We start from the raw sequence: 25,611 nt of genomic DNA on the forward strand, positions 1-25,611 counted from the left end.
CGGAAGCTAACCGGAACGGGATATTCCGATGATTGTCAGATCCGACGGTACCGAGTGAAGAGGAACCCGGCCTCCTCCAGCAGCGACGCCAGGGTGAATCGTTCCGGTACCGCCACCGCCGGACCTCCGGCGATCCGCTGGGCGTCCCCGGCGGTCAGCATCGGCGAGAGGGTCAGACACAGCTCGTCCAGCACCCCGGCAGCGATGAACTGACCGAGCAGCCGGGGTCCGCCCTCCGCCAGCTGCCGCTTGAGCCCGCGGTCCGCGAGTTCCCGTACGGCCCTGGCGGGGTCCACCCGGGAGCCCTCCCCCGCGGTCACCACCTCGGCGCCCGCCTTCCGGGCCGCTTCGATCCGATCCGGCGGCACGCCGTTGCCGGTGAGGACGAGGGTCGGGACGAGCGGCGAGACGAACAGCGGAAGCGAGAAGTCCAGATCCAGGCTGCCGCTGACCACGGCGATCGCCGGGGCGGGCCCCTGCCCGGCCGCCGCCCGCCGCGCGGCGAAGGCCTCCCGGGCCCGGGCCGGCCGGTAGCCCTCCATGCGCACGGTCTCCGCACCCACCACGACGACATCGGCCAGGCCGCGCAACGTACCGAAGATCCGCATGTCCGTCTCGCAGGAGATCGGCTGCGAGCGGCCGTCGTGCTGGGCGGCGCCGTCGAGCGTGGAGACCATGTTGGCGCGCAGCCACGGGCCGTCCCCTTCGGGGTACGCATAGGCGTCGGCCAGCTCGTCCAGACTCCACTCCCCTGCTTCGGCAGCCGGTGTCTGGTCGGTCACAGGGAAGAGGCGTCGCATTCGTGCAGTCTCGCACGGCGCTTAAGCTTGACAGTTGTGTCGTCCTCCACCGCCGTGCCTGGGCAGAGTCCCATAGCCGAAACGGCCCCGCTGTCCCTGTGCGCCCTTGAGCCGCACGTCCCTGCCGACCGTCTGGTCGCCGAGATGGTGCCGCCGCCGCGCTTCGACACGGTGCGCTTCGACACGTACGTCCCCGACCCCGACCAGCCCAGTCAGGTCGAGGCGGTCAAGGTCCTCAGCGGGTTCGCGACCGGGCTCGGCGGTGCGCACGCCACGGGTGCGGGCAAGCGCAAGTGGTTCAGCAGGAAGGCTGCACCGGTGGCCGGGCCGCTCGGCGTGTATCTCGACGGCGGTTACGGCGTGGGCAAGACGCACCTGCTGGCCTCGCTCTGGCACGCCACGCCCGCCGCCCCGTCGCTCAAGGCGTTCGGCACCTTCGTGGAGCTGACAAACCTGGTGGGCGCCCTGGGCTTCCAGCAGACCGTGCAGACACTCAGCGGGCACCGGCTGCTCTGCATCGACGAGTTCGAACTCGACGACCCGGGCGACACCGTCCTCGTGTCGTCGCTGCTCAGCAGGCTGGTCGAGGCGGGGGTCGCGCTGGCCGCCACCTCCAACACGCTGCCCGGCAAGCTCGGCGAGGGGCGCTTCGCCGCCGCCGACTTCCTGCGGGAGATCCAGGGTCTGTCCTCGCACTTCCGCCCGCTGCGGATCGACGGCGAGGACTACCGGCACCGTGGACTGCCCGAGGCCCCCGCGCCGTACTCCGACGAGCAGGTCACCAGGGCGGCGTACGCCACCGAGGGCGCGAGCCTGGACGACTTCCCGTCGCTGCTCGACCATCTGGCCCGTGTCCATCCGAGCCGGTACGGCGCGCTGACGGACGGCATTCGGGCGGTCTGCCTCACCGACGTGCAACCGGTGCCGGACCAGTCGACGGCGCTGCGGCTCGTGGTGCTCGCCGACCGGCTGTACGACCGCGAGATACCGGTGCTCGCCTCCGGGCTCCCGTTCGACCGGCTGTTCAGTGACGAGATGCTGAACGGGGGGTACCGGAAGAAGTACTTCCGGGCGATCTCCCGGCTGACGGCGCTGGCGCGCGACGCAAAGGGACTGGTGGCGCAGTAGGTTCGGATGCGGTAACTCCATCATCCGAAGGGAACCAGCATGGCAACCACGCGTCAGGCGCACACGGTCTGGGAAGGCAACCTGATCGAGGGCGAGGGCGTTGTCACCTTCGACTCCTCCGGCATCGGGGAGTACGCGGTGTCGTGGCCGTCCCGCGCGGAAAAGGCGAACGGCAAGACCAGCCCGGAGGAGCTCATCGCGGCGGCGCACTCCAGCTGCTTCTCGATGGCGCTGTCCAACGGTCTGACCACGGCCGGCAATGCGCCGACCCGGCTGAACACCCAGGCCGAGGTCACCTTCCAGCCCGGCACCGGCATCACCGGCATCCACCTCACCGTGCAGGGCGAGGTGCCCGGTCTCGACGAGGCGGGCTTCGTCAAGGCGGCCGAGGACGCCAAGGCTAACTGCCCGGTCAGCCAGGCGCTCACGGGCACGACGATCACGCTGACCGCTTCGCTCGTCTGACCTCACGGGCCACGGCAGGCCCGCGACGCGCCACCAGGCACAGTGGCCCGCATGGTTCCCGTGCGGCGATACGCGTGGTACACACATGCGGGTCACTTCTCCTGTCCGCCAGCAGGGAGTTGCCTCATGTCATCTGCACCAGCACGACGACTCGCAACACGACGACAGGTCCTGGCCGGCAGCGGTGCGACCGCTGTCTCGATCGCCTTCGCCGGGGCCTTCTCCGAACTCTTCGCGGGCACCGCCGCCGCCCGTGGCCACAGCGGCTACGGACCGCTGGTCCCCGACCCGGACGGCCTGCTCGATCTACCGAAGGGCTTCCGCTACCGGGTGCTGTCCCGGGAGGGCGACCGGCTCCGCTCCGGCGAGGGCCCGGTCCCCAGCAACCACGACGGCATGGCCGCCTTCGCCGGCCACCGGGGCCGCGTCCATCTCGTCCGCAACCACGAGAACCGGGTCACCGCGAAGATCGCGGTCCCGGCCGTCGAAGGCCTCACCTACGACCCGATGGGCAAGGGCGGCTGCACAGCACTGGAGCTCGACAGCCGCGGCGCCGTTCTCGGCGAACGCGTGGCCATCGCCGGCACGGCGGTGAACTGCGCGGGCGGCCGCACCCCTTGGAACACCTGGCTGACCTGCGAGGAGACCGAGGACCGGGCCGGCACCAACGGCTACACCAAGGACCACGGCTTCATCTTCGAGGTGGACGGCGCCGACCCGCACCGCACCGGAGCCGTGCCGCTCACCGCGATGGGCCGGTTCCAGCACGAGGCGATCGCGATCGATCCGAACAACGGGATCGTCTACGAGACGGAGGACGCGTTCGAGAAGCCGTTCGGGCTCTTCTACCGCTTCCTGCCGGAGAAACCACTGGGCGGCACGGGCTCCTTGCGGGCCGGCGGCGAACTGCAGGCCATGCGGGTGCCCGGCGTCCCCGACCTCTCCGTCATCCAGGAGACCGGTGCGAGCTTCGACCGGATCGAGTGGGTCCCCGTACCGGATCCGCAGGCCGCGGGGACGCCCATCCGGCTGCAGGACTTCGGCCCCAAGGGCATCACACACGCCCAGAAGCTGGAGGGCTGCTACTGGGGCGGCTCGTCGGTCTACTTCGTCTCCAGCTTCGCGCAGAGTGCGGCGGGCTCGGCAGCCGACCACTTCGGCCAGGTGTGGCGGTACGAACCGAAGCGCCGCCGCCTCACCCTGGTGGTCGTCTTCGGCCCCGGTACGGATGTCCAGCTGCCCGGCGAGTCCCCCGACAACATCTGCCTGTCGTCCGACGGCGGGCTGATGGTGTGCGAGGACGGCAACGGCGCCCAGCATGTGTTCGGTGTGACGCGGAGCGGCGAGGTGTACGCGATGGCGCGCGGCCGGCAGAACATCGGTACGCCCCAGGAGCCGGAGTGGGGCGAGTTCGCCGGGGTCACGTTCGCGCCGGACGGCGGAACGATGTTCGTGAACTGCTACACGCCCGGGACGACGTTCGCCGTGACGGGCCCTTGGCGCTGATGCGACTGATGCGCTGAGCGGTACGGGACGGCGGGCGGCACCGTCCGCCGCCCCCGTACCGGATCGGTCCGCGGCGCCCACCAGTTGGTGAAGGACCCTCGGGGTCTCCCGTGGCCGGGTCGGTCGGAGCCGGGGAGGAGTGGCTGTCGATGTCGCCCGCGGTGTTCTTCTGCACCCGCACCCGGCTCGTCAGCCCGAGCAGGCCGTGCGCTGCGCCTCCTGCCACTCGCAGACCGGGCAGAGCGTGATCCCCTTGACCGACTCCGGATACTCGGTCGGCTCCCGGCACAGCACGCACTCGGCGTACGGAGGTCCCGATTCCGGTGCGTCGGAAGCCACCGGCACGGGCCTCGCGCCGGGCGTCTCGCAGTACGACTCGTCCATGCACACGAGCCTAAGGGCTGTCCCGCCGGTGGATCGGCGCGCGGCGTCGGATGCGGTGCATCGCACGGCGGAGGGGCGTCCTCGTCCGGGGCGTGTTCGGGCTTTCCGGCAGGCAACGCGGCGAGGTGCCGTGGCTGTCGTCGTGCGCCCGCCAGGGATTGCGCGACAGCCCGTGGTCACCCGCGCAGCGAAGTGAGCCGGCAGACGACCGTCCCCACCGCGGCGGCCACGGCAGCGGCGCAGATCAGCGGCAGGACGGGAATGTGGACCGCCCCGGTCAGCGATCCGGTGACCAGCCCCGTGACCGCGTACTTCGCGGGCGAGCCGCTGGTCACCAGGGACAGCAGGGCAGCGAGCGCGGTGGCCGCGACCGACCAGCCGCGGCGGTGCAGCACCGGGCGCGTGCACAGCGCGCCGACCGCCGCTCCGAGCAACGCGCAGCAGGCGGTGGCCAGCAGCCCGGCGAGTCCGGCGGGCAGCAGGGGGACGCGGACGGTGTGGTCGGCGTTGGCCGGATCGCTGATCAGCAGCACGATCGCGGTGGCCGCAGTGCCCAGCAGTCCGGCGCAGCCCACAGCGGTGAGCAGCGACGCCAGATGGACCTTCGGCTGCCCGGTCACGGCGGCGGCAGCGACGGTCCGGGCGGCGGGCGGTTCCTGGGTGGCGCAGAGCTGGACGAGCCAGGCGGTGACGGGCAGGAGAGCGGCGGCGGCGTAACCGAGCGAGTCGAGCACGGGCTGCCCCGACCGGACTCCCACGGCGAGGAAGACCGCGTACAGGAGGACGGGGGCGAGCCAGCGCTGGGAGCGGAGCAGCAGGGCGGCCTGGTAGCGGATCAGCGCGGTCATGGGATCCGGGACGGTTCGGTCCGGGGCGTCGGTTCCGGTGCTGCCGCTGCCGACAGCTGCCGGATGTGCCACGGCGGGCGGGCCGTCAGCAGGGCGCGCAGAAGTGCGTCCGAGTGCACGGCCGCGACCGTGAGCCGCAGGGTGCCGTCGGGTCCGGGCTCCTGCGCCGGGGCGCCCGGCAGCCCAGTCGGAAGGGTGGCCCCGGAGGCACCCGTGACCTCGATCCGTACCCACGGGCCGGTCTCGGTCTCGGACGCCGCCTCCCGCGGCGCTACGCGGACGAGCCCGAGCCCCTCGACCCGGTGGGTGGCGTCGATCACGCCCGCCGGCCGGCGCGGATCATGGTCGACGAAGACGACGGTGGCTCCGGCCGTGACCCGTTCCGTGACGGCGCGATCCAGTTCGTCGCGGGCCGCGGTGTCCAGGCCGGTCCATGCCTCGTCCAGGACCAGGAGTTCCGGTTCGGCCAGGAGGGCCTGGGCCACGGCGACCTTCTGGCTGGTGCCCTTGGAGAGTTCCGACAGCGGCGTACGGGCGTGGTCGGCGGCCCCGAACCGGGCCAGCCACGCCTGCGCCCGCCCGGTCGCCTCGGCGGTGCGCAGGCCGTGGATCCGGCCCAGGTGGACGAGGTACCCGGCCGCGGTGAAGGGCAGCGCGGCCGGGAAGCGCTCGGGGACGTAGGCCGTACGCGGCCTGCGGCCGGTGATCCGCCCCTCGGTCGGGGCGTCGATCCCCGCGAGCAGCCTCAGCAGGGTTGATTTGCCCGATCCGTTGGCCCCCTCGATCCGGACCAGGGTGTGCGAGGGCAGGTCGAGGTCGACCCCGCGCAGCACCCATGGTCCGCCGAGGCCGTAGCGACGTCCCACCCCGGTCAGGTTCAGTTGGCCGATGCCTTCTCGGGCTTGAGCTCACTGGGCCGTACGATCACGAACCCCTCGCCGTCCAGCCTCAGTTGGACGGCCTCCCCGGAGCCCCCGCGGATCATCGAGCCGAAGCTCTGCGAGCGGTGCAGCGACGTGGCCAGTTGGCTGCTCCAGCCGACCACGGCGTCCGTGTCGACGCACACCGGCTGATGGGCTGTGACCGGGATCACTATGGGATGCCCCTCACACATCAGGCCGAGCTTGCCGTAGCCGCTGAAGACGCTGTTGAAGATTCCGCCGCCGGTCATTCCGGCACCCTTCACCGTCTTGATCTCGTACGAGAGAGTGGCGTCGAAACACAGGACGTTGCGACCGTTGATGGTGAGGACGTCGCCCTGTTCCATCTCCACGATGAAGCAGTTGGCGGCCTCGTGGGCGAACCACGCCTCACCCTGACCGCGGACCGCCATCAGTGGCAGACCCTCTCCGGTGACGGCACGCTTGAGCATGCCGCCGAGGCCCTGGCCCTTGCGCTCGAACTGCAGATCGCCGCGGAAGGCGACCATCGATCCCTGGCGTGCGTGCATCTCGCCGTTGACGGCGTACTTGATGGACTTGCTGTTCTGCAGGGTCATTCCGGGGGCGGTTGCCGGCTTGACCATGTTCTCGCTGGAAAAGAGATCGCTCTTCATGCGGTGCATCCTCACCCGGAGCGATTCATTCCGCCAAGGAGCCGGGAAACCCGGGAGAGGGACGGCTGGCAGACTTGGACGAGTGAGCAGCAACGACACCTCCCCTCCCCTGTCCCAGCCGGACTCCTCGGCCCGGTCGGACTCCCCGGCCCGGTCGGGCGCCACGACCACGTCCGTCTCCCCCTTCCAGTCCGAGCGGAACAGCCGGGACGACGCCCCGCAGTACGTACTTCCGCTGGTCGTGCACATCGAGAAGACCGACCCCCCGGCCCGCACCGACGCACTGCGCACCGCCGCCCGCGCCGTCCTCGTGATGCTCTCCGACGAGCGGTCCGTCGGCGAGGGCGAGTGGGCGCAGGCCATCCACGACTGGCAGGACGCCCGGATCCGCAAGGTCGTGCGCCGCGCGCGCGGCGCGGAGTGGCGCAAGGCGTCCGCGCTTCCCGGCATCACGGTCACGGGCGAGAGCGCCGAGGTGCGGGTGTTCCCGCCGGTGCCGCTGGACGGCTGGCCGAAGGAGCTGGCCAAGCTCCAGGTGTCGGGCACGGACCTGGACGACCCCGAGCCGCCTGCCGCGCCCGACCCGTCCGGCCCGGTGCTGTGGCTGAACCCGGAGCTCGGCATGTCCGCGGGCAAGGAGATGGCGCAGGCCGGGCACGGCGCACAGCTCGCCTGGTGGGAGCTGTCGGAGACGGAGCGCAAAGCATGGCGCGAGGCCGGGTTCCCGCTCTCCGTCGCCACGCCGGACGCCGCCCGCTGGGCGGAACTCACCGTGAGCGGCCTTCCGGTGGTGCGTGACGCCGGCTTCACGGAGATCGCTCCGGGGTCCTGCACGGTGGTCGCCGACCACCCGGCGCTGCGTCGCTGAGCGTCCGGCATGCGCCGTTGAACGCTCCGGTGCGCCGCTGCGTATCTCCCGATACTGCCCCACCGGTACTACTGACCAGTATCTTGAACGACCAGCCAGGCGCCGGTCGTTGGAACCGGCAGCTGATTCGACGCCGTCACACCTCGGCCCGGGAGAAACCCTTGTTGCGACGCATCAACGGAACGGCCCTCATCATCGCGGCACTTGTCGCCACGCTCGGCGCGCTCGCCTATCCCGTCTGGTCCTACGCCGACCGTTCCGGCACCGGTCAGGCCAATCTCAACGCGTCGTCCGTCGCCACCCAGTGGGGTCCGCTCTCCGCGACCGACCGGGACTTCCTGGTGAGGGTGCGCCTGGCCGGTCTCTGGGAGCTCCCCGCCGGACAGCAGGCCATCGAGCGTGCGCCGAGCGAGGCGGTCAAGGCCGCCGGGGACCATCTGGTGGTCGGGCACACGGATCTGGACCGCCGGGCCCGGGACGTGGCCGCCAAGCTCGGGGTGGAACTGCCGAACCAGCCGAACGAGCAGCAGCAGGGCTGGCTGCGCGAGCTGACTGCGGCGAGCGGCGAGGAGTACGAGCGCAAGTTCGCCAATCTGCTGCGGGCCGCGCACGGCAAGGTCTTCGCCCTGGTCGCCCAGGTCCGGGCCACGACCCGGAATTCGCTGATCCGTCAGCTGGCGACCGACACCAACCAGACCGTGCTGGACCACATCAACATGCTGGAGGGCACCGGCTTCGTCGACTTCGACGCGATCGCGCGCGACGCGGCGGCCGGAGCGACGGCCAGTCCGACCGGGCCGCCCCCGCCGGCCGGCGGGACGGTGCCGGCCCAGCCGGTGCCCGCGGAGCCGACCGGGGACCAGTCGTTCACTTCGCGTCCGTCCACCATGCCGATGCCCTGATCCGGCCCGACCGGGGCCGGAACCTCAAATCCTGCTCTGAACGTCCCCCTCTTCGGGTTGGCCCCCGCCCGACGGGGCCATTACCCCTGCACGGAGCGGAGGAGGGGGACACCATGGAGCTGGGCATCGGTATCGGCTGGCGGCCGGAAATAGCGGACGCGGTGGAGGCGCTGCCGGGGATCGACTGGGTGGAGGCGGTCGCAGAGAACCTCTGCACCGACCATCTGCCCGACTCCCTGGTACGGCTCCGCGCGCGCGGCGTGACCGTCGTCCCGCACGGCGTCTCGCTGGGCCTCGGCGGGGCCGACCGCCCCGACCCCGGCCGACTCGCCGACCTCGCCGCCCGGGCCGCGCTGCTGGGCACGCCGCTGGTCACGGAGCACATCGCGTTCGTGCGGGCCGGAGGGCCACGCACCGCGTCCGCGAGGCTCGAAGCGGGCCACCTGCTGCCCGTACCGAGGACCTGGGAAGCGCTGGACGTCCTGTGCGAGAACGTGCGGATCGCCCAGGACTCGCTGCCGGTGCCGCTGGCGCTGGAGAACATCGCGGCGCTGATCGCCTGGCCCGGTGAGGAGCTGACAGAGGGCCAGTTCCTGGCGGAACTGGTCGAGCGCACCGGGGTCCGCCTGCTGATCGATGTCGCCAACCTGCACACCAACCACGTCAACCGTGGCGAGGACCCCGCAAAGGCGCTCGACGAGCTGCCGGTGGAGGCGATCGCGTACGTACATGTGGCGGGCGGCATCGAGAAGGACGGCGTCTGGCACGACACCCACGCCCACCCGGTGACCCGGCCGGTCCTGGACGTACTCGCCGAACTCCGCTCCCGGATCGCCCCGCCCGGCGTTCTGCTCGAGCGCGACGACGACTTCCCGCCGGCGGAGGAACTGGCCGGCGAACTGACCGCTGTCCGCGCCACGTTGGAAGCGGTAGGGAAGGCCCGGTCGGGCTCCACGTCCGAAGCGGGGGCGTATGGCTACGGCAGCGGCGTCACCCCGGCCACCTCCCCGGTCCAGCCCGCCGACGACGCCAACACTGCCGCCACCGGCACCGGTGGCGCCACCGAGGGAGCGCGCGACCGCGCCGCCGTCGCCCAGACCGCCTTGCTCTCCGCCCTCGTGGCCGGCACCCCCGCCCCCGAGGGCTTCGACCACCGTCGCCTGGGCATCCAGAGCCGTGCCCTGGCCGCCAAGCGGGCCGACGTCGTCGCCAAGGTGGCGCCCGAGCTGCCCGGGATCCTCGGCGACGGCTACCGGGACGCCTTCCTCTCGTACGCCAGGACCCGCCCCATGTCCGCCGGATACCGGCGCGACGCACTGGACTTCGCCGAACAGCTGCTGATCACCGGCCGGCCCGCTGACGACGCCGCCCGGCGTCGGCTGACCCACTGGTGGCAGGACCGTGCGGCCGCCAGGCCGCCCCGTCGCACCACCCGGCTGGTACGGGCCGCCCGCGCCGCGATCGCCGGAAGGTGACCGGAATGAACATCGTCGCTCTGCTCGTGACATTCGGCGTCGTCGCCTCCTCGACGCTTCTGATCGTGGGGCTCTCGAAGGCCCGGCGTGGACCCGGTGGTCCTGTGCACGACCTCTACGAAGTGGCCTTCCTGAACGGCGGGCCCGGCAGGGTGGTGGACACCGCGCTCACCGCGCTCCAGGCGGACGGACGTCTGGTGGTCGGCGGCCCCGGCATCGTCGCCATCACACAGCCGGTCGCCCACGACCCGGTGGAGAGGGCCGTCCTCCAGGCGCACGCCGCCGCCCCCAGCGGCGCGCTGCACACCTTGCGGGACGCAGCGATGCGGCACCCGGCCGTGCAGGAGGTCGGCGACGGACTCGCGGCCCGCGGTCTGCTGGCCGCGCCGGAGGCCGGCCGGAAGTGGCGGCGCTGGGGCCTGTTCCAGGGTTTCGGCTGCCTGCTGGCCATCCCGGCGTCGTTCGCGGTGACGGTGGCTCAGTTCGTGACGGAGAACGACCCGACCGGCTTCTCCGTCCCGTTCATCGTCAAGGTGCTCCCTGCCCTGGTCGTGGGCATCCCGATCGGGCTTGTCTGCGCTGGCGTTGCCCGTGCCCGGATCACCGGGGCGGGCAGAAGGGCTGCCCAGCAGTACCGCGCCGCCCACGTCGGCACCGCGGAGCCGGCCCATCTGGTGGCGACGATCGGACTGCGTGCGCTGCCCGATCCCGTACTGCGGACGCAGCTGGTGACGGCGGCGCGGATGCGGACGACCGCCGGGCGGCAGCCGATGTCGCCCTCACACCACTCCTCGTCCTCCACCGGCAGCGGCGACTACCTCATGGCGACGGCGTGGTGCGCCGGTTCCGGCCCGGCCGACTCCGGCTGCGGAAGTTCCAGCGGAACCCCGGGCGGCGGCGGCAGCGGTTGCGGCGGAGGTGGCGGCGGGTGCAGTTCGGGAAGCAGCTGCAGTTCGGGCTCCAGCTGCTCCAGCTCCAGTTGTTCCAGCAGCAGTGGTTCGAGCTGCGGCGGGTCGAGCTGCAGCAGCAGCTCCTGAACGGGCGGCGCCGCGGCCTCCATCGCCGCTTGTCTCCTCGGTGCACGTCCGTATGGTGGAAAGCCGTGGCGCTCCGCCGTCCGCCTCGCATAGAAATCCCGACATGCTCTGGGTTCTGTTTCTGCTGGTCGCATGGGGTGCTGCGACCCTCTCCTGTCTCCGGCTCTGTCTGGCCGCCGCGTCCGTCGACCGGGCACGGGACCCCGGAGAAGTCGAACTGACCCTGTACGAGACCGCGTTCCTGACGGGCGGTCCGCACCGGGTCGTCGACCTCGCCCTCGTCACCATGCATCTGCGCCGCCGCCTGCTGCTCGCCCATACCGGCTGGGCCACCGTCGTCGACCCCGAGGGCCGGGACGAGGTCGAGCGCACGGTGATCCGTGCCATCGGCCCGGAGGGACAGTCGCCGATTCCTCCGATACGTTCGGCGACCGCCGCCGCCGATGCCGTACGCACCCTCGCCGACCGCCTCGTCCGGGCGGGGCTGGCCCTGCCCGGCGGCGAACGGACCGACATCGCGTCGGCGGTGCGCGCGGTACGCGGATCGGCCCTGCTGGCAGCTGTGATGGCGGGTGCCGCGCTGCTGCTTCCCGGACAGGGGCGGGGGTTCGGCAGCCCGGCGGCGGCCGAACTCGTCTGGTTCGGGCTGCCGCTCGTCCTGACGCTCGGCGCTCTGGCCATCGCCCGGATGGAGATCCATCCGTACAGCTCCTGGGCCTCGCCCACCGGGCAGCGGCTGCTGGACTCGGTCGCCGCCCCGGCGGGCGGAGCGGATCACGACGTCCTGGCTGCGGTCGCCGTACGAGGTGTCCGTGCCGTCGACGATCCGGCGCTGCGCGCCGCGCTTTCGGGTGGCGGCCACCCGGCACATCCCCCGCACCAGGGTCATTGAGTACAGCGCGGCCGGGGTCGACGTCCCGCTCGACCATCCGGAGCCGTGCGGCCGCCGCATCGCACTCACCGTCAGCCGCACCCGCGCCACCTGCGAACCGGCCGAGTGTCAGGGCTGCATGGCGCCGTAGCCCAGGCAGCTGATGGGTGGAGCCGGAAGTGCCGTGGACAGCATGGACGCACTCGTGGGTGATCAAGCAGGCTCGACCTCATCGTGATCGGCCAGGGGAAGGGCCTGCTCGGCCCAGATCGTCTTGCCCCGTGCGGCGTATCGGGTGCCCCAACGGCGAGTGAGCTGGGCAATGAGGAAGAGACCCCGGCCGCCCTCGTCGGTCTCGTATGCATGGCGCAGATGCGGGGCGGTGCTGCTGCTGTCGGTGACCTCGCAGATGAGGGTGAGGTCACGGACAAGGCGCAGATGGATGGGGCCGCTGGCGTAGCGGATGGCGTTGGTGACCAGCTCACTGACGATCAGTTCGGTGGTGGGCTCCAACTCTTCCGAGCTCCAGTTGGCGAGTTGCCGACAGGCCAGCGTGCGGGCGGTGGTGACGACCGCCGGGTCGTTCGGCAGGGTCCAGGCCGCCACCTGGTCCTCGCCGAGGCTCTTGGTGCGTGCCAGCAGCAACGTGATGCTGTCTGCCCCGCTGTCTTGGTGTGCGCGGATTACAGCGTCACAGGCGTCTTCCATGGGCCGGTGGGGGTTGGTCAGGACCTGCGGCAGGTCGGCCGGCAACGTCTGGGGGTCCCCGCCTTGGACGAGGCTGCTGGTGGAGAGGACGATGGCGCTCCCCACCGGTAGTTCCACTTCGACGGTCTCGTAGGGTGGACGACCGCTGCCCAGCGGTGGGCCGGCGGGGACGTCCGGCAATTCCACCGCCCCTTCGGGCTTGATGATCACAGGTGCCAAGCCGCCGGCCCGGGCGAAGGTGCAGCGTCGGGAGATGGGGTCGTAGACGGCGTACACACAGGTGGCCCCTGCCAGCGTCGTTGCCGAGGGGTCGTCGGGAGGGTGGGCCTCGGCTTGGTCGGTCACCAGGTCGTTCAGGTGGGCGAGCAGTTCCTCGGGAGCCAGGTCCTGTGCGGCAAGGGTGCTGATGGCGCTGCGCAGCCGGCCCATTTCCGCCGCTGCTTGCATGCTCTGCCCGACCAGGTGCCCCACCACGAGAGCCACTCGCGCGCCGGAAATCGGGATGACATCGAACCAGTCCCCGACGTTGGCGGAGAGCTCGTGGCGCCAGGCCACCTCCACCGCGTTCTGGGCCGGGACGCGCTGTGGCAGCAGGCTGCGCTGCAGGATGAGCGCGGCGCTGTGCTCGCGCGTGTACTGCCGCGCGTTGTCGATGCACACGGCCGCCCGGGCGGCGAGTTCGGTGGCGAGGGCGAGGTCGTCCTCCTCGAACGGACCGATGGCCCTCGTTCGGTAGAAGCTGGCCATGCCCAGCATCACACCGCGGGCGGTGAGGGGTACGACCATCATGGAGTGGGTGCCGGCCCTGCTGACGAGTTCGGCCCGGTGAGGCTCAAGCGTGGACCACGCGCGGTCGGCCTTCAGGTCACGCAGCAGGCGGGGTTGCAGGTCTGCCAGACACGCGGTGACGAACGGCGGGTAGGTCGGGACCACCTCGCCCGGAGCGTACGCCGGCTGAACGTCCAGCCCTTCGGCTGCGCGGAAAGCGGCGCGCCGCACGAGCGCCTCGGCGCTCACCGGCCCGGGTGGAGACGCCTCACCGTGGAACACGTCGTCCAGGACGTCCACCGCCACGAAGTCGGCAAGGGCCGGCACCGAGACCACGGCCAACTCCCTGGCCGTCGTCATCACGTCCAGCGTCGTACCGATCCGGGTACCCGCCTCCACCAGCAGATCCAGGCGCATCTGCGCCCGGTGTCGCTCGGACACGTCCTGTGAAGCGACACACACCCCGAGACCGGTTCCCTCCTGGTCCTTCAGCGGCAGGATTGTCACCGAGTACACGTGATCGTGATCAGGGTCGGACGGCGGCCGTCCGACGTGCTCGAAGTCGATCACCGGCACACCGCTCTCCAGCACGGATCGGATCGTTTGCTCCGCAGTGCGGTCGATCACGCCCGGAGCCACGTCGCGAGCGAGGCGCCCGATGGCCTCCTCACCCACCGTCCCCCGTGCTCCCGGCCCGGCAAGGTTCAGCCGGCGTACCCGTAGCTCGGGGTCGAGGACCTGCACACCAAAGGGGGATTGCGTCAGCAGTGCCCTCAACAGCGCGGAATCGAGCTCCTGCTCATCGGTGCCGTTCGCGGCTTTCAGCACCACTGCCCAGCGGGCGGTGCTGTCCTCCACCAAGAGGCGCACCTGTGCGCGGACATCGAGGAGATGCCCGTCCCGATGTCGCGCGGCCAATCGCTCACTCGGCGTTTCCTCCTTGAAGCCTGCGGAGGCCGAACGCTCTCCGGCGGACAGCAACGCGGTCACATGGCGACCCAGGACCTCTTCCGCCGGATAGCCGAGCAGCTCCTGCGCTTGCGCACTCCATTCGGCGACGGCACCCTGCTCGTTCAGCACGAACCGGGCGTCACGTCCCGCGGACCGCCCGCGGGAGTCAGCGGTGCCCTGTCGCGCGTTCATGGTCGACTCCGTCCAGGCCGCTTTCCCTCGCCGCCGGAGGCGGCAAGAGCCCACAGGCCCATTTCACCGCAGACGGCGATCAGGCGCCGCTCAGGACAGCCGATCATGCCCACTGACCAGGACCGGCAGGCCGCGTACCACCCCACGCACCTCGGCGAGTACGCCCCTCCTCCGGGGACGGACGACCTCGGGCCGCTGTTTGCGCCGCCGCGCACACGTGCCCGGGCCATGGATGAGGTGCACGGCCGCACCCTTTCCAGGGAGGACCCATGCTCCGCACGCTGGCCGAATCAGCGAGTCCGCATCGCTTCCACCGGGCGTGCGCCTGCAACAACACCGAGGCATCCCCGGTCCTCAACGGCAAGCGCCCGGACTGTTCGGTGGTCATACAGACCGTCTGCGCCCGCCCCCACCGGCCGCACTTCCAGCTAAGGGCTGAGCAAGACCGCGATCCCGCACCTGCGGGCGGCAACCAACCGCGCATCCTCACGCTCTCGCCGCCGTTGAATCCCGCCCCCACTGGTCGGCACGTGTCCTGCAGCCGGATGCCTGCTTCGACGGCGTACGTCCGCCCGTACCCGTGGAGCAACCGTGCCGCCGTCTGCCGCTGGTCACCGGGGCGGTTGGAGTCGGTCATGCCGCCCGGGTGCGCCCTGGCCGGCTCCATCGCATCATCCGCAGACCACGTCGCGCGGAGGCTTGCCGTCCAGGTATGCCGTGGTGTTCTCCATCGCGGCCCTGACGATCCGAGGCACCGTGCCGCGGGTGACGCCCGCGATGTGCGGGGTGAGTACCACGTTGGGGGCTCGGAGCAGCCGAAGCTCCGGACCCGGAGGCTCCGGGTCGAAGACGTCGAGGCCTGCCCCGGCGATCCGGCCGACTTCCAGTGCGTCCGCGAGGGCCTCCTGGTCGACGACGGCGCCACGGGCAGTGTTGATCAGGAACGCGGTGGGCTTCAGCAGCGCCAGCCGGTCGGCGTCCAAGAGTTGCCAGGTTTCCTCGGTGAGCGGGACGTGCAGCGACACCGCGTCCGAGCTCCGGAGCAGCTCCTCGAGCGGCACCCGGCGCGCACCGTACCGCTCGGCTGCCTCGGCGTGCTCGCTGCGCGCCGTGTACAGCACTGTCATGTCGAACGCGGTGGCCCGGCGGGCCACCTCCTGGGCGACCACCCCGAAGCCGACCAGGCCGAGCGTCTTGCCCGCGAGTCCGGTCAGCGACCGCTGCAGGCGGTGATTGGCCCAGTCGCCGGCGGCGAGCGCGGTATGGGCCGGGACGAGCTGCTTGGCGAGCGCGAGCAGGAGCGCGAAGGTGTGCTCGGCGACCTCCCGATGCTCGGCGCCGGTGGAGCCGATGTTGCATACCGTCACTCCGCGGTCGCGGGCGGTGTCCAGGTCCACGTAGTCGAAGCCGTGGCTGGAGCACTGGACGAACTCCAGTAGCGGGGCAGCCTGGATGTCCGCCCCGGTGACCGGTGCAAGCGCAGTGACCAGGACCCGGGCGCGGGACAGCGCCTCCGGATCCTCGCCGGCGGCCTCCACCACCGTCACATCGGCCCGGTCGGCAAAGGCGGCGGCGAGGACGGCGCCGACCTGGCGTCCGCCGACGTGCGGCGGTACGACGGCGAGGACGGTCTTGCGGTCGGTCATGGCTGGGCTCCTACGAAGGGTGGGTGGGCCTGGTTCGGTACGAGATTCGGCCGGGCTCAGGTCGAACTCGGCGAGCAGGCTGCGGGAAATCGTGCGGGCACCAGGCCGGCAGCCAGGTGCCGAGGGTGATCAGGCGCGCCGTGCAGCCGGCGGCCTTGGCACGGGCGAGGGCCGGCCATCCATGCACGTCGTTGCCGCGTATCGCGTGCAGGGGCCGTCCTGCACGCTCATTCGAACAGATCCGGGTCGGTCCGCGAGATCTGCTCGAAAAGGGGCTGGAACTGAAACCAGCCGACAAACTCGCCACCGACCTGGCCATGGGTCAGCTTGGCGTTCTCATCCGTGATGCTGATGGTCGGCCCGGCTGCCTCGGCAGCAAGTTGTGCTTGAGCGGACCTTTCCATCGTGATGAACCACCACGCGGCGGAGTCGACGGAGGTTCCGACGGTGAGCAGGCCGTGGTTTCGCAGGATCGCCGCCTTGTGGGAGCCGAGAGCGTCGGCGATGCGCCTGCCCTCGGTGGGATCGTTCACCACGCCGGTGTAGTCATCGAACAGATCGTGGTCCTGGTAGAAGGCGCAGGCGTCTTGTGTGAGCGGCTCCAGATGCCGGCCTGTGGCCGACAGGGCCTTGCCGTACACCGAGTGGCTGTGCGCCGCGCCTACGACGTCGGGGCGGGCCTGGTGGACCGCGGAGTGGATCGCGAACGCCGCCCGGTTGACCCTGTGCCGTCCCTGAACCACCTCGCCATCACCGTTGACCAGCAGGAGGTCGCTGACCCTGATGTGCTTGAAGGAGACACCGAGCGGGTTGACCCAGAAGAAGTCGGGGTACGCGGGGTCGCGTGCGGTCATGTGCCCGGCGACGCCTTCCTCGAAGCCGAAGCGGCCGAACAGGCGCAGGGCTGCGGCCAGCCGCTCCTTGCGGTGGCGCCGCTCGGTGGCCACATCGTCGAAGACCGGTGGCCGGGGGAATATCAGGTCCGCTTCGGGGACGGGGGTCAGCCCGGCGGGCGGAAGCGGCTCGGCGGTGGGGCGCCCGGCGGGAACAGCTGCGGCTGACATGGAGATCCTCCTTGGCGTAGGTGAAAAGGCTCTGGACCCCCGCTCGCCATCGCGGTGCAAGGCCTCGATGGTCCACGCGGGCACGCGCCCGGCGGTTCACGCAGCCGGGCGGACGATGCAGCGGAAGCCCAAGTGGCAGGTCGAGGTGTCGATCGGCTGGGGCAGTCGTGCGGCGGGACGGTAGCGGCGGCAGTAATTCGGCGCGCACAAGTGCGATCCGCCCTTCATCACCTTGCGGGGGATGCGCAGGTGCTGACCGGGTTCGGCGCTGTCCGCCTCCGCGCCGCCAACCGGGTTGACGCGTGGCGGTGGTGCGCCGCAGCGCGGGCCGCGAACAGCTGCCCGTAGTCCGTTGCTGCCGACGGCAGAACGCGGCCTCCAGGGGTGGGATCAGCCCGCGGTGTGCGCGTCCGTCACGCTCGCCGGCACCTCGACACTGCGCCTGAGGATCTTGCCGGTGGAGGTCTTGGGCAGCTCGCCGACGATCCACACGTGCCGCGGGTACTTGTATGCCGCCGCCTGCGCCTTGACGTGCTCGCGCAGCTCCTCGGGGGTGGCCGTCGCGCCGTCCTTCAGCGCGACGGCGGCGCAGACATCCTCGCCGAGCTCGGGGTGCGGAATGCCGACGACGGCAGCCTCGCGCACCGCCGGGTGGGCGTAGAGCAGTTCCTCGACCTCGCGCGGATAGACGTTGTAGCCGCCGCGGATGATCAGGTCCTTCTTGCGGTCGACGATGAAGTAGTAGCCGTCCTCGTCGACCCGGGCCAGGTCACCGGAGCGGAACCAGCCGTCGGCGTCGAGCGCCTCAGCGGTGGCCTCCGGCCGTTGCCAGTAGCCCTTCATGATGTTGTGGCCGCGGATGGCTATCTCGCCGACGCCGTCCGAAACGTCCAGCAGTGTCATCTCCACCCCGTCGATCGGCGTGCCGATCGACCCGGGCTTGCACACGCGGTCGGGGTGGTTGAACGAGGCCACCGGCGAGGTCTCCGACAGCCCGTAGCCTTCCACGATGATGCAGCCGAACTCCGCCTCGAAGGTGTGCAGCACCTCCACCGGCAGCGCCGCGCCGCCCGACACGCACAGCCGCAGACTGTCCACATCGAACTTGCCCCGCTCCGGGTGACTCAGCAGCGCCACGTACATCGTGGGCACGCCCTGGAAGATGCTGACCCGATGGCGGTGGAGCGTCTCGAGCACCGCATGCGCGTCGAAGCGCGGCACCAGCGCCAGGCAGGCGCCGGCGGCCATCGAAGCGTTGAGCCCGCAGGTCTGGCCGAACGCGTGGAACAACGGCAGCGCGCCGAGCACGACGTCACCGGACGTGAGCGAGAAGAGGTCGACCGAGATCTCGGCGTTGCGGATCAGGTTGGCGTGGGTCAGCTCGGCCCCCTTGGGTGTGCCGGTGGTGCCCGACGTGTAAAGGATGACGGCGGTGTCCGACGCATCGCGCTCCACGATCCCGGCCTGTGCAGTGGTGGCGGCGAGCAGGGTCTCGAATTCGCCCGGCGTCACCAGCAGGCACTCGGTGCCGGCGGTGGCCGCGCCGGCTACGGCGTCCTCGGCGAACCCGTGCCAGGCCAGCACCAGCCCAGCCTGCGAGTCACCCAGGTAGAACGCCACCTCACGGGCCTTGAGCAGCACGTTCATCGGCACCACGACGGCGCCTGCACGCAGGATGCCGTAGTACACGGCGGCGAACTGCGGCACGTTGGGCAGCATGCAGCCGACTCGGTCACCGCGTTGCACACCCCGGTCCGACAGCAGCCCCGCCACGCGGGCACTGGCTTCGTCGAGGTCTGCAAAGGTCAGCACGGTGTCGCCGAGGCGGATCGCGGGGGCGTCGCCGTCGCGGGTCGCCGAGGCGACCAGGCTGTGCGCAAGGTTGGTCATGCGCGGGTCTCCTGTCGTGTGCGGTGGAAGTGGTGTGGAGGCTCAGTGCGCGGCGGGCGCGGTAGTGGCGGTGCGGAGTTCGTAGGGGGCGGGGTCAAAGCGACGGGTCGCGCGGCGGTACTCCAGGGTCGACGCGTGCCAGTTGCCCGAGGCCACGCCGGTGGCGTCCTGGTACCAGCTCTTGCAGCCGCCGACCGACCAGACCGTGCCCGCGAGCCGCGCCGTGTGCTGCTCGATGTAGGCGCGCTGGTCCGCGGCGTGGACCTCGATGCTGGTGATGTCGCGTGCGCGCATCTGGCGCAGCGCGTCCATCACGTACACGACCTGGCATTCCTCCTGGAACACATGGGAGTTGTGGCCGGTCGCGCTACCTGCGCCGCCGAGGCGGAACAGGTTCGGGAAGTTGGTCACGGTGACGCCGAGGTAGGTGTGCGGGCTACCGTTCCAGCACTCGGCCAGGGTCCGTCCGTCGCGTCCGCGCAGCTGCTCCGCGATCGGCGGGTTGCTGACGTGGAAGCCGGTGCCGAAGATGATCACGTCGGCAGGGTGCTCGCGGCCGTCGGTGGTGACCACCGAGTCCGCCCGCACCTCGCGGACCCCGGAACTGACCACCTCGACATTGGGCGCCGACAGGGCCGGATACCAGTCGTTGGATATCAGGATGCGCTTGCACCCCAGTTCCCAGTCCGGGGTCAGCCGTTCGCGCAGCGCCGGGTCGGTCACCTGTCGGCGCAGGTGGTACAGGGCCATCTTGGTCGCGATCCGCCGTACCCGCGGTGACACCATGATCTTCCACGTCACCAGCTCACGCAGCAGATACTGCCGGTGGCGCACCAGCCGCTGCAGCCACGGCGCGGCTGCGTAGAGCCGCCGCTCGATCCCGGTCGTCGCACGGTCCATCCGCGGGGTGACCCACGGCGCGGTCCGCTGAACCACCGTCATCCGCCCGACCTGCGGCTGGATCTCGGGAACGAACTGGATCGCGGAGGCGCCGGTACCGACGACGACGACCTTGCGGCCGGTCAGATCGAGGTCGTGGTTCCAACGGGCGGAGTGGAACACCTCACCGGTGAAACCGTCCAGGCCCGGCAGTTGCGGGGTCGACGGCTCGGCGATGGGACCGGTGGCGTCGATGAGCAGATCGGCGGTGAGCGGTCCGGTGCTGGTCTCGATCCGCCACCGCTGCGCGGCATCGTCCCAGTCGGCCTCCAGCAGGCGGCAGCCGAAGCGGATGTGCGGTATCAGCCCGTGGTCGCGGGCGACCCGGCGCAGGTAGTCGCGGATCTCGGACTGCTTGGAGAAGGCCCGGGTCCAGTGCGGGTTGGGCGCGAAGGACAGCGAGTACAGATTGGACGGGATGTCGCAGGCACAGCCCGGATAGGTGTTGTCCCGCCAGACGCCGCCGACCTCCTGCTCCCGCTCCAGCAGGGCGAAATTCTCCCCTTGGCTTTTGAGCGCGTGGGCCGCGGCCAGCCCGCCGAATCCGGCCCCGACAACGACGACGCGCAGATGCTGCGTCTCGAACTCAGCGGTCATGTGTGGAGCCCCTCTAGAAAAGCTAACGCGAGTCGCGTTACGCTCCCATCCATGGCAACAGGCGTCAAGAGTCCAGAACCCGAGGAACCGTCCAGCCCCGCGCAGGAACCGGCGAAGCTCAGTCGCCGCCGCAGACAGCCAGTCCAGGCCCGCAGTCGCGAGACCGTTGAGCGGATCCTCGACGCCGCCGCTGCCCTCCTTGAGGAGGGCGGCGTCGACGCAGTCACCACCCGTGCCATCGCCGAACGCGCCGACATCACCGCGCCCTCGCTCTACCGCTTCTTCGCCGACCGTGAGCAGGTCCTCGACGCGCTCATGGAACAGCACCTCGAACGGCTCGGCGCCTTCCTCGCCGAGGCCGAGGCGGACTGGTCGCCGTCGTCACCGGCGGAGTTCGTCGAGCGCGAGCTCGGCTCCTACGTGGCGTACTTCCAGTCCAACCCCAACGCCGCCCGGCTGTGGCTGGACGGGCGGGTCTCGCCGACGGTGCGGGCCGAAGTACTGCGCTACCAGCGCAGCACCGCCCAGCACCTGCACGACGTGGCCGTCGCGGCCGGCCTGGCCGCCCCGCAGACCGAGCTGTTGGTCTTCGTGATGATGGTCGAGCTCGGCGACCGGGTCCTGGACCTGGCGTTCCGGGATGGCCGCGAGGCCGACCCCGACGTGGTCCGCCACGGTCGCATCGCGCTGACGGCCTATGTCGAGGCCGCGATGCGGCCGTAGGCCGACACCGCCCGACGCCCACGCCGGACGGTGTGCAGCGCACCATCCCCGCCGCCGGTCACCCCGCCCACGGGTACCGGAGGCGCGCGCCAAGGTGGCCGAGTTCGGCACCCCCAGCGCCTACAACCACTACGCGGTGGGCTGGGCACACGCGATGTGCACGCCGTACCAGTGGACCAAGCAGGCAGCCTCGCACTGGGGCGGTACGCGCAACGGCACCATCGTGCACTGGCCCGCCGGCATCACCGCCCGGGGCGAAGTCCGCGAGCAGTTCGCCCACGTCATCGACGTCGCGACGAGACGACCAACGTGGGCCACCAGTCGGGCTCGCCCGTCACGCCCGACCAACCAGCGCGCGGCAACGACTTCACCGGCGAGATCCGGTGGGTGCAGATCGACGTCGACGCCGCCGCGGCCAACCAGGAGCACCTGATCCCGATCGAGGAGCGCCGGCGGATCGCCATGACCCGCCAGTGACCGGCCACCGGTGACGAAGGACGGCGGGCTGCCCGTCCCCGCGAGCAGCCCGCCGTCCCGGATCCGGCCGCACGGCCGCGCCGTGACGGCGCCGCGGATCCGGCCCGGCGATCTCCCGGTGTGCCACGGCACACCTCGCAAGCCCAATCATGTGCGCACGGCGATTCCACCCGGCGTACCACCGCCCTACGTTGGTCGCCCAACGCCACGACGCAGCGCCGGACAGAGCGCGCTCTTCGGCCGACGGCCCCCGAACGGCCCCACCCTCACTCCAGACTGATCAGGAACATAACCATGCGCGAGATCACCTTCCCCAGCGGCAAAGACCAGTGTTCCGCCTGGCATCTCCCGGCGGCCGGCGATGAGTTCGAGGGGGCCGGCGGACGTCCATGCGTCGTCATGGCGCCCAGCTTCGGGGGCACCCGCGACGGCGGTCTCCGGACTTACGCCGAGGGCCTTGCGGCTGCAGGCCTTGACGTCCTGCTCTTCGACTACCGCGGGTTCGGCGGTTCGACCGGAACCCCACGGCAGGACGTTTCTTTCCTGCGCCAACGACAGGACTACCACGCAGCCATCGCCGCGGCTCGTCGGCTGCCGGGGATCGACCCGGCCCGGATCGTGCTCTGGGGCAATTCCTACGCGGGCGGCCACGTCGTCGTGGTCGCTGCCCGGGACCAGCGCGTGGCGGCAGTCATCTCGATGACGCCGGCGATGGACGGCATCAGCGTCATCCGGCAACTGGCGCGCAACGGTGGCCCGTTGCACCTGGTCAGGGCGACCGGCAACGGTCTTCGTGATGCGCTGAGGGCGGTCACCGGCCGCGCCCCTCACCTCGTTCCGGTGGGCGGAGAGCCCGGCTCGAACGCGATCTTGGTCCAGAAAGGGGTCCTGCAGGCCTACGCCGCCGTCGCCGGCCCGGGCTGGCGCAACGAGGTGTGCGCACGCACAGCGCTCCAAGTGGCGTTCAACCGGCCGATCAGGTTCATTTCACGGGTGACCTGCCCGCTGCTCGTCCAGGCCGGGACGCACGACCAACTCGTGCCACCGGCGCCCGCGCGCCGGGCCGCCGCGAAGGCGGGCAGCCGGGCCCAGCTGGTGGAGTACCCCATCGACCATCTGGACGTCTACTCGGGCTCGGCGCAGGCGCACGCGCTGGCCGATCAGCTCGGATTCCTGCGCAGCACTCTCGCACCGAGTCCCACTCGCCACGAGACGTCTGCCCCCCGTCACGAAGGAGCCTGATCCCGGACTCGTTGCCCGCGTGCCCTCGCGGAAGTCGGGCGCGCCTGCCTCACCGCATCAACCATCGCCTTCGACTGGAGCACCCATGAAGCTCAAGAACCTCAACGGCAAGGTCGTCCTCATCACCGGCGCCGGCAGCGGGATCGGCCGCGCCACCGCCCTGCTCAGCGCCCGACGCGGCGCGACGCTCGTCCTCTGCGACCGCGACGAGGCCGGACTCAACGAGACCGCGGCGGCTGCCCGCGCCGTCGGCGTCGACGTGCTCGTGAAGACCGCCGATGTCTCCGACCCCGCGTCGATGGACGCCTTCGCCGACGCCGTGCACGCCCGGTTCGACGCGGTCGACGTGCTCATCAACAACGCCGGTATCGGCGTCTGGTGCGGCCTCCTCGACACCCTGCCCGAGGACTGGGACCGGCAGCTGGCGGTCAACGTCAAGGGCGTCGTGCACGGCTGCGAACGCTTCCTCCCCCGGATGATCGAACGCGGTCGGGGCGGCCACGTCGTCAACGTCTCCTCGGCGGCCGGCTACATGCCCAGCCCCGCCATGTCCTCCTACTCCGTCACCAAGTTCGCGGTCTTCGGGCTCTCCCAGGCCCTGCGCATGGAGATGCGCCCCCACAAGATCGGCGTCACCGCCTCCTGCCCGGGGCCGACCAACACGCCGATCGTCCGCACGGGCCCGGTCCGCGGGGCAGACGCCGAGGAACGGGCAGACAATGTCGTCGGCTTCTTCCAGAGGACCGCTGCCCGACCCGAGCAGGTCGCCAAGACCGTGCTGCGCGCCGTCGCTCGCAACCGTGCCGTCGCCCCCGCTGGCCTCGAGGCCCACGTCATGTACTACGCGAGCCGCATCTCCCCGCCCGTCGGACGTTGGCTCTCCGTACGCTGGTCCGCCATGGCCAACAAGGGATGAGCGCGTCGGCGTTGAGCGAGTGGCCCACCGTCCGCGTGCACGGCCAGGTACCGGAGCCAGCCATGACCGACGGGCGGTCCGCCCAGGTACAGAAAATGTATGAGCCCCGCGGCAACCCGCCCGAGCGTGTCGCGGTGAACATCCCGCGTGCGGTGGGACGCAACCGTGCGGTTGCGCCGGTCGCGCCCGAGGCCCACCTCAGGCACGTGCTTACCCGTATCCCGCCGCCCGCCGCCCGCCGCCCGCCGGCTCAGCGCCCGCTCGGCACACCTGTTGGACTGATCATGACGAACGCGACGCCGAATTTCGGCGATTTCCAGCTCGAGGTCTACATGCGCGGCCTGTCGGGTGTGCGCGAGAACCTGCCGTTCACCTACGCGGAGCTCGAGGCCCGCGCGCACGCGGCGCTCCCGCCGGACGTCATGTCCTACGTCACGGGCGGGGCCGGCAACGAATACACGCAGAACGCCAACGTCACCGCGTTCGACCGCTGGGGCCTGATCCCACGGATGCTCGTCGGCGCCGCCCAGCGCGACCTCTCGATCGACCTCTTCGGGACGACGCTGCCGACACCGCTACTGCTCGCTCCGGTCGGGGTCATCGGCCTGTGCGCGCAGGACGGACACGGCGATCTCGCGACCGCGCGTGCCGCAGCGAAGTCGGGCGTCCCGATGGTCGCCTCGACACTGATGGTCGACCCGCTCGAAACCGTCGCCGCGGAGCTCGGTGACACCCCCGGGTTCTTCCAGCTCTACCCCCCCAAGGACCGCGAGGTCGCGGCGTCGTTGGTGTCGCGCGCCGAGGCGGCCGGCTTCAAGGGCATCGTCATCACGCTCGACACATGGCAGCTGGGCTGGCGGCCACGCGACCTGGAACTCGGCAACTTCCCGCAGCTGCAAGGCCACTGCCTGGCCAACTACTTCTCCGATCCCGTGTTCCGGGCCAAGCTCGCCAAGCCCCCGGAGGAGGATGTGCGGGCCGCGGCACTCGTGTGGACGTCGGAGTTCGCCGACCCGACACTCAGTTGGGACGACCTGGCATGGCTGCGGTCGCTGACCGATCTGCCGCTGCTGCTCAAGGGGATCTGCCACCCCGACGACGCACGGCGTGCGATCGACGGTGGCATCGACGGCATCTACTGCTCCAATCACGGCGGCCGCCAGGCGAACGGCGGTATCCCCGCCATCGACCTGCTTCCCGCAGTGGCCGAGGCCGCAGGCAGCACACCGGTCATCTTCGACTCCGGCGTGCGCAGCGGGGAGCACATCGTCAAGGCCCTTGCCCTGGGCGCGACGGCCGTCGCGGTTGGGCGACCGTACGCCTACGGGCTCGCGCTCGGCGGCGCTGACGGCATCGTGCACGTCCTGAAATCGCTGCTGGCCGAGGCGGATCTGCTGATGGCGATCGACGGTTACCCGACGATCGCCGACCTGGGGCCCGACGCGCTGCACGCGCGGGTCTGAACCATGTGGTCGAGACCCGGCCCCGGGCGCCCATCGGTGCCCGGGGCGAGGTCTACGCATCCCATGTTCCCGCAGAGCCGACGTCAGCCTCCTTCGGCCACCGCGCATCGGCGGGACGTCGATCCGGATCGCGGTGAGCAGCAGGCAGAGCGCGCGAGCACGCCTGCGGCGTCATCGCCCGGGCCCCCGGCGCAGG

General features: G+C 71.0%; 24 protein-coding genes. 13 read left to right on the top strand and 11 right to left on the bottom strand.

Going from position 1 to position 25,611, the window contains the following annotated elements:
• Positions 1 to 35: 35 nt before the first annotated feature.
• Positions 36 to 800, bottom strand: coding sequence for a pyrimidine reductase family protein (locus OHA88_RS14175; protein WP_328625787.1), 765 nt, complete (start codon positions 798 to 800; stop codon positions 36 to 38).
• Between the two features lie 36 nt (positions 801 to 836).
• Here OHA88_RS14175 and zapE point away from each other — a divergent pair, with 36 nt between their 5' ends.
• The 3 genes from zapE (at position 837) to OHA88_RS14190 (ending at position 3,899) form a co-directional block, all read left to right on the top strand.
• Positions 837 to 1,928 carry a cell division protein ZapE gene (zapE, locus tag OHA88_RS14180; RefSeq protein ID WP_328625788.1) on the top strand — a complete coding sequence of 364 codons (1,092 nt, stop codon included), beginning with the start codon at positions 837 to 839 and terminating at the stop codon, positions 1,926 to 1,928.
• Between the two features lie 39 nt (positions 1,929 to 1,967).
• The gene (locus tag OHA88_RS14185; protein ID WP_267000634.1) at positions 1,968 to 2,393 is read left to right on the top strand and encodes an OsmC family protein; all 426 of its coding nucleotides are present in this window, start codon (positions 1,968 to 1,970) and stop codon (positions 2,391 to 2,393) included.
• Positions 2,394 to 2,519: 126 nt separating this feature from the next.
• Entirely contained in the window at positions 2,520 to 3,899 is a 1,380-nt protein-coding gene (locus OHA88_RS14190; protein WP_267000636.1) for an alkaline phosphatase PhoX, read from the top strand.
• Between the two features lie 189 nt (positions 3,900 to 4,088).
• Here the strand turns inward: OHA88_RS14190 and OHA88_RS14195 are convergent, their stop codons facing one another.
• From OHA88_RS14195 to OHA88_RS14210, 4 genes are all read right to left on the bottom strand, one after another.
• Positions 4,089 to 4,283 (bottom strand): hypothetical protein, encoded by a 195-nt coding sequence (locus tag OHA88_RS14195; RefSeq protein ID WP_267000638.1) that lies wholly within the window; start codon positions 4,281 to 4,283, stop codon positions 4,089 to 4,091.
• A gap of 176 nt (positions 4,284 to 4,459) precedes the next feature.
• Complete coding sequence (locus tag OHA88_RS14200) at positions 4,460 to 5,131, bottom strand: ABC transporter (RefSeq protein WP_328625789.1); 672 nt, start codon at positions 5,129 to 5,131, stop codon at positions 4,460 to 4,462.
• Complete coding sequence (locus tag OHA88_RS14205; RefSeq protein WP_328629688.1) at positions 5,128 to 6,012, bottom strand: ABC transporter ATP-binding protein; 885 nt, start codon at positions 6,010 to 6,012, stop codon at positions 5,128 to 5,130. Before OHA88_RS14205 ends, OHA88_RS14200 begins: the two co-directional genes overlap by 4 nt.
• On the bottom strand, positions 6,009 to 6,686 hold the full coding sequence (locus OHA88_RS14210) for an AIM24 family protein (protein ID WP_328625790.1): 678 nt from the start codon (positions 6,684 to 6,686) through the stop codon (positions 6,009 to 6,011). The genes OHA88_RS14205 and OHA88_RS14210 overlap by 4 nt, the downstream gene beginning before the upstream one ends.
• A gap of 82 nt (positions 6,687 to 6,768) precedes the next feature.
• Here OHA88_RS14210 and OHA88_RS14215 point away from each other — a divergent pair, with 82 nt between their 5' ends.
• The 5 genes from OHA88_RS14215 (at position 6,769) to OHA88_RS14235 (ending at position 11,860) form a co-directional block, all read left to right on the top strand.
• The gene (locus OHA88_RS14215; protein ID WP_328625791.1) at positions 6,769 to 7,554 is read left to right on the top strand and encodes a peptidyl-tRNA hydrolase; all 786 of its coding nucleotides are present in this window, start codon (positions 6,769 to 6,771) and stop codon (positions 7,552 to 7,554) included.
• A gap of 164 nt (positions 7,555 to 7,718) precedes the next feature.
• A complete protein-coding gene (locus OHA88_RS14220; RefSeq protein WP_328629689.1) occupies positions 7,719 to 8,456 on the top strand; it encodes a DUF4142 domain-containing protein in 738 nt (245 codons plus the stop codon).
• Positions 8,457 to 8,569: 113 nt separating this feature from the next.
• Complete coding sequence (locus OHA88_RS14225; protein ID WP_328625792.1) at positions 8,570 to 9,931, top strand: DUF692 domain-containing protein; 1,362 nt, start codon at positions 8,570 to 8,572, stop codon at positions 9,929 to 9,931.
• Positions 9,932 to 9,936: 5 nt separating this feature from the next.
• Positions 9,937 to 10,968 carry a TIGR04222 domain-containing membrane protein gene (locus OHA88_RS14230; protein ID WP_328625793.1) on the top strand — a complete coding sequence of 344 codons (1,032 nt, stop codon included), beginning with the start codon at positions 9,937 to 9,939 and terminating at the stop codon, positions 10,966 to 10,968.
• A gap of 103 nt (positions 10,969 to 11,071) precedes the next feature.
• Complete coding sequence (locus tag OHA88_RS14235) at positions 11,072 to 11,860, top strand: TIGR04222 domain-containing membrane protein (RefSeq protein WP_267000650.1); 789 nt, start codon at positions 11,072 to 11,074, stop codon at positions 11,858 to 11,860.
• 192 nt (positions 11,861 to 12,052) lie between these two features.
• Here OHA88_RS14235 and OHA88_RS14240 read toward each other — a convergent pair whose 3' ends face one another.
• The 6 genes from OHA88_RS14240 to OHA88_RS14265 all read right to left on the bottom strand — a co-directional run bounded on the left by OHA88_RS14240 (position 12,053) and on the right by OHA88_RS14265 (position 20,594).
• Positions 12,053 to 14,458 (bottom strand): SpoIIE family protein phosphatase, encoded by a 2,406-nt coding sequence (locus tag OHA88_RS14240; RefSeq protein WP_328625794.1) that lies wholly within the window; start codon positions 14,456 to 14,458, stop codon positions 12,053 to 12,055.
• A 671-nt stretch (positions 14,459 to 15,129) separates the two neighbouring features.
• Entirely contained in the window at positions 15,130 to 16,104 is a 975-nt protein-coding gene (locus OHA88_RS14245; protein WP_328625795.1) for a 2-hydroxyacid dehydrogenase, read from the bottom strand.
• Positions 16,105 to 16,331: 227 nt separating this feature from the next.
• A complete protein-coding gene (locus OHA88_RS14250) occupies positions 16,332 to 17,168 on the bottom strand; it encodes a class II aldolase/adducin family protein (protein ID WP_328625796.1) in 837 nt (278 codons plus the stop codon).
• Between the two features lie 96 nt (positions 17,169 to 17,264).
• Positions 17,265 to 17,417 carry an SUMF1/EgtB/PvdO family nonheme iron enzyme gene (locus tag OHA88_RS14255; RefSeq protein ID WP_328629690.1) on the bottom strand — a complete coding sequence of 51 codons (153 nt, stop codon included), beginning with the start codon at positions 17,415 to 17,417 and terminating at the stop codon, positions 17,265 to 17,267.
• Between the two features lie 141 nt (positions 17,418 to 17,558).
• Entirely contained in the window at positions 17,559 to 19,058 is a 1,500-nt protein-coding gene (locus OHA88_RS14260) for a long-chain-fatty-acid--CoA ligase (protein ID WP_328625797.1), read from the bottom strand.
• 42 nt (positions 19,059 to 19,100) lie between these two features.
• Positions 19,101 to 20,594 (bottom strand): flavin-containing monooxygenase, encoded by a 1,494-nt coding sequence (locus OHA88_RS14265; protein WP_328625798.1) that lies wholly within the window; start codon positions 20,592 to 20,594, stop codon positions 19,101 to 19,103.
• 51 nt (positions 20,595 to 20,645) lie between these two features.
• On the opposite strand from OHA88_RS14265, the gene OHA88_RS14270 reads away from it, so the two are divergent.
• The 5 genes from OHA88_RS14270 to OHA88_RS14290 all read left to right on the top strand — a co-directional run bounded on the left by OHA88_RS14270 (position 20,646) and on the right by OHA88_RS14290 (position 25,415).
• The gene (locus OHA88_RS14270) at positions 20,646 to 21,317 is read left to right on the top strand and encodes a TetR/AcrR family transcriptional regulator (protein ID WP_267000664.1); all 672 of its coding nucleotides are present in this window, start codon (positions 20,646 to 20,648) and stop codon (positions 21,315 to 21,317) included.
• A gap of 309 nt (positions 21,318 to 21,626) precedes the next feature.
• Positions 21,627 to 21,794 (top strand): hypothetical protein, encoded by a 168-nt coding sequence (locus OHA88_RS14275; protein WP_267008279.1) that lies wholly within the window; start codon positions 21,627 to 21,629, stop codon positions 21,792 to 21,794.
• Between the two features lie 294 nt (positions 21,795 to 22,088).
• Complete coding sequence (locus tag OHA88_RS14280; RefSeq protein WP_328625799.1) at positions 22,089 to 23,036, top strand: alpha/beta hydrolase; 948 nt, start codon at positions 22,089 to 22,091, stop codon at positions 23,034 to 23,036.
• Between the two features lie 85 nt (positions 23,037 to 23,121).
• Positions 23,122 to 23,952, top strand: a complete 831-nt coding sequence (locus OHA88_RS14285) for an SDR family NAD(P)-dependent oxidoreductase (protein WP_267000669.1) — start codon at positions 23,122 to 23,124, stop codon at positions 23,950 to 23,952.
• Between the two features lie 284 nt (positions 23,953 to 24,236).
• Positions 24,237 to 25,415: a lactate 2-monooxygenase gene (locus OHA88_RS14290; RefSeq protein ID WP_328629691.1), complete on the top strand. Its 1,179-nt coding sequence runs from the start codon at positions 24,237 to 24,239 to the stop codon at positions 25,413 to 25,415.
• Positions 25,416 to 25,611: the final 196 nt, after the last annotated feature.

The organism is Streptomyces sp. NBC_00353 (assembly GCF_036108815.1).
GTDB lineage: Bacteria > Actinomycetota > Actinomycetes > Streptomycetales > Streptomycetaceae > Streptomyces.

Excerpts from the sequence above, each read along its gene's own strand:
- OHA88_RS14245 (WP_328625795.1), bottom strand. The coding sequence starts at position 16,104 with ATGACCGACCGCAAGACCGTCCTCGCCGTCGTACCGCCGCACGTCGGC.
- OHA88_RS14280 (WP_328625799.1), top strand. The coding sequence starts at position 22,089 with ATGCGCGAGATCACCTTCCCCAGCGGCAAAGACCAGTGTTCCGCCTGG.
- OHA88_RS14270 (WP_267000664.1), top strand. The coding sequence starts at position 20,646 with ATGGCAACAGGCGTCAAGAGTCCAGAACCCGAGGAACCGTCCAGCCCC.
- OHA88_RS14235 (WP_267000650.1), top strand. The coding sequence starts at position 11,072 with ATGCTCTGGGTTCTGTTTCTGCTGGTCGCATGGGGTGCTGCGACCCTC.
- OHA88_RS14290 (WP_328629691.1), top strand. The coding sequence starts at position 24,237 with ATGACGAACGCGACGCCGAATTTCGGCGATTTCCAGCTCGAGGTCTAC.
- OHA88_RS14230 (WP_328625793.1), top strand. The coding sequence starts at position 9,937 with ATGAACATCGTCGCTCTGCTCGTGACATTCGGCGTCGTCGCCTCCTCG.
- OHA88_RS14185 (WP_267000634.1), top strand. The coding sequence starts at position 1,968 with ATGGCAACCACGCGTCAGGCGCACACGGTCTGGGAAGGCAACCTGATC.
- OHA88_RS14265 (WP_328625798.1), bottom strand. The coding sequence starts at position 20,594 with ATGACCGCTGAGTTCGAGACGCAGCATCTGCGCGTCGTCGTTGTCGGG.
- OHA88_RS14175 (WP_328625787.1), bottom strand. The coding sequence starts at position 800 with ATGCGACGCCTCTTCCCTGTGACCGACCAGACACCGGCTGCCGAAGCA.
- OHA88_RS14240 (WP_328625794.1), bottom strand. The coding sequence starts at position 14,458 with ATGAACGCGCGACAGGGCACCGCTGACTCCCGCGGGCGGTCCGCGGGA.
- OHA88_RS14210 (WP_328625790.1), bottom strand. The coding sequence starts at position 6,686 with ATGAAGAGCGATCTCTTTTCCAGCGAGAACATGGTCAAGCCGGCAACC.
- OHA88_RS14250 (WP_328625796.1), bottom strand. The coding sequence starts at position 17,168 with ATGTCAGCCGCAGCTGTTCCCGCCGGGCGCCCCACCGCCGAGCCGCTT.
- OHA88_RS14285 (WP_267000669.1), top strand. The coding sequence starts at position 23,122 with ATGAAGCTCAAGAACCTCAACGGCAAGGTCGTCCTCATCACCGGCGCC.
- OHA88_RS14190 (WP_267000636.1), top strand. The coding sequence starts at position 2,520 with ATGTCATCTGCACCAGCACGACGACTCGCAACACGACGACAGGTCCTG.
- OHA88_RS14200 (WP_328625789.1), bottom strand. The coding sequence starts at position 5,131 with ATGACCGCGCTGATCCGCTACCAGGCCGCCCTGCTGCTCCGCTCCCAG.
- OHA88_RS14225 (WP_328625792.1), top strand. The coding sequence starts at position 8,570 with ATGGAGCTGGGCATCGGTATCGGCTGGCGGCCGGAAATAGCGGACGCG.
- OHA88_RS14260 (WP_328625797.1), bottom strand. The coding sequence starts at position 19,058 with ATGACCAACCTTGCGCACAGCCTGGTCGCCTCGGCGACCCGCGACGGC.
- OHA88_RS14195 (WP_267000638.1), bottom strand. The coding sequence starts at position 4,283 with ATGGACGAGTCGTACTGCGAGACGCCCGGCGCGAGGCCCGTGCCGGTG.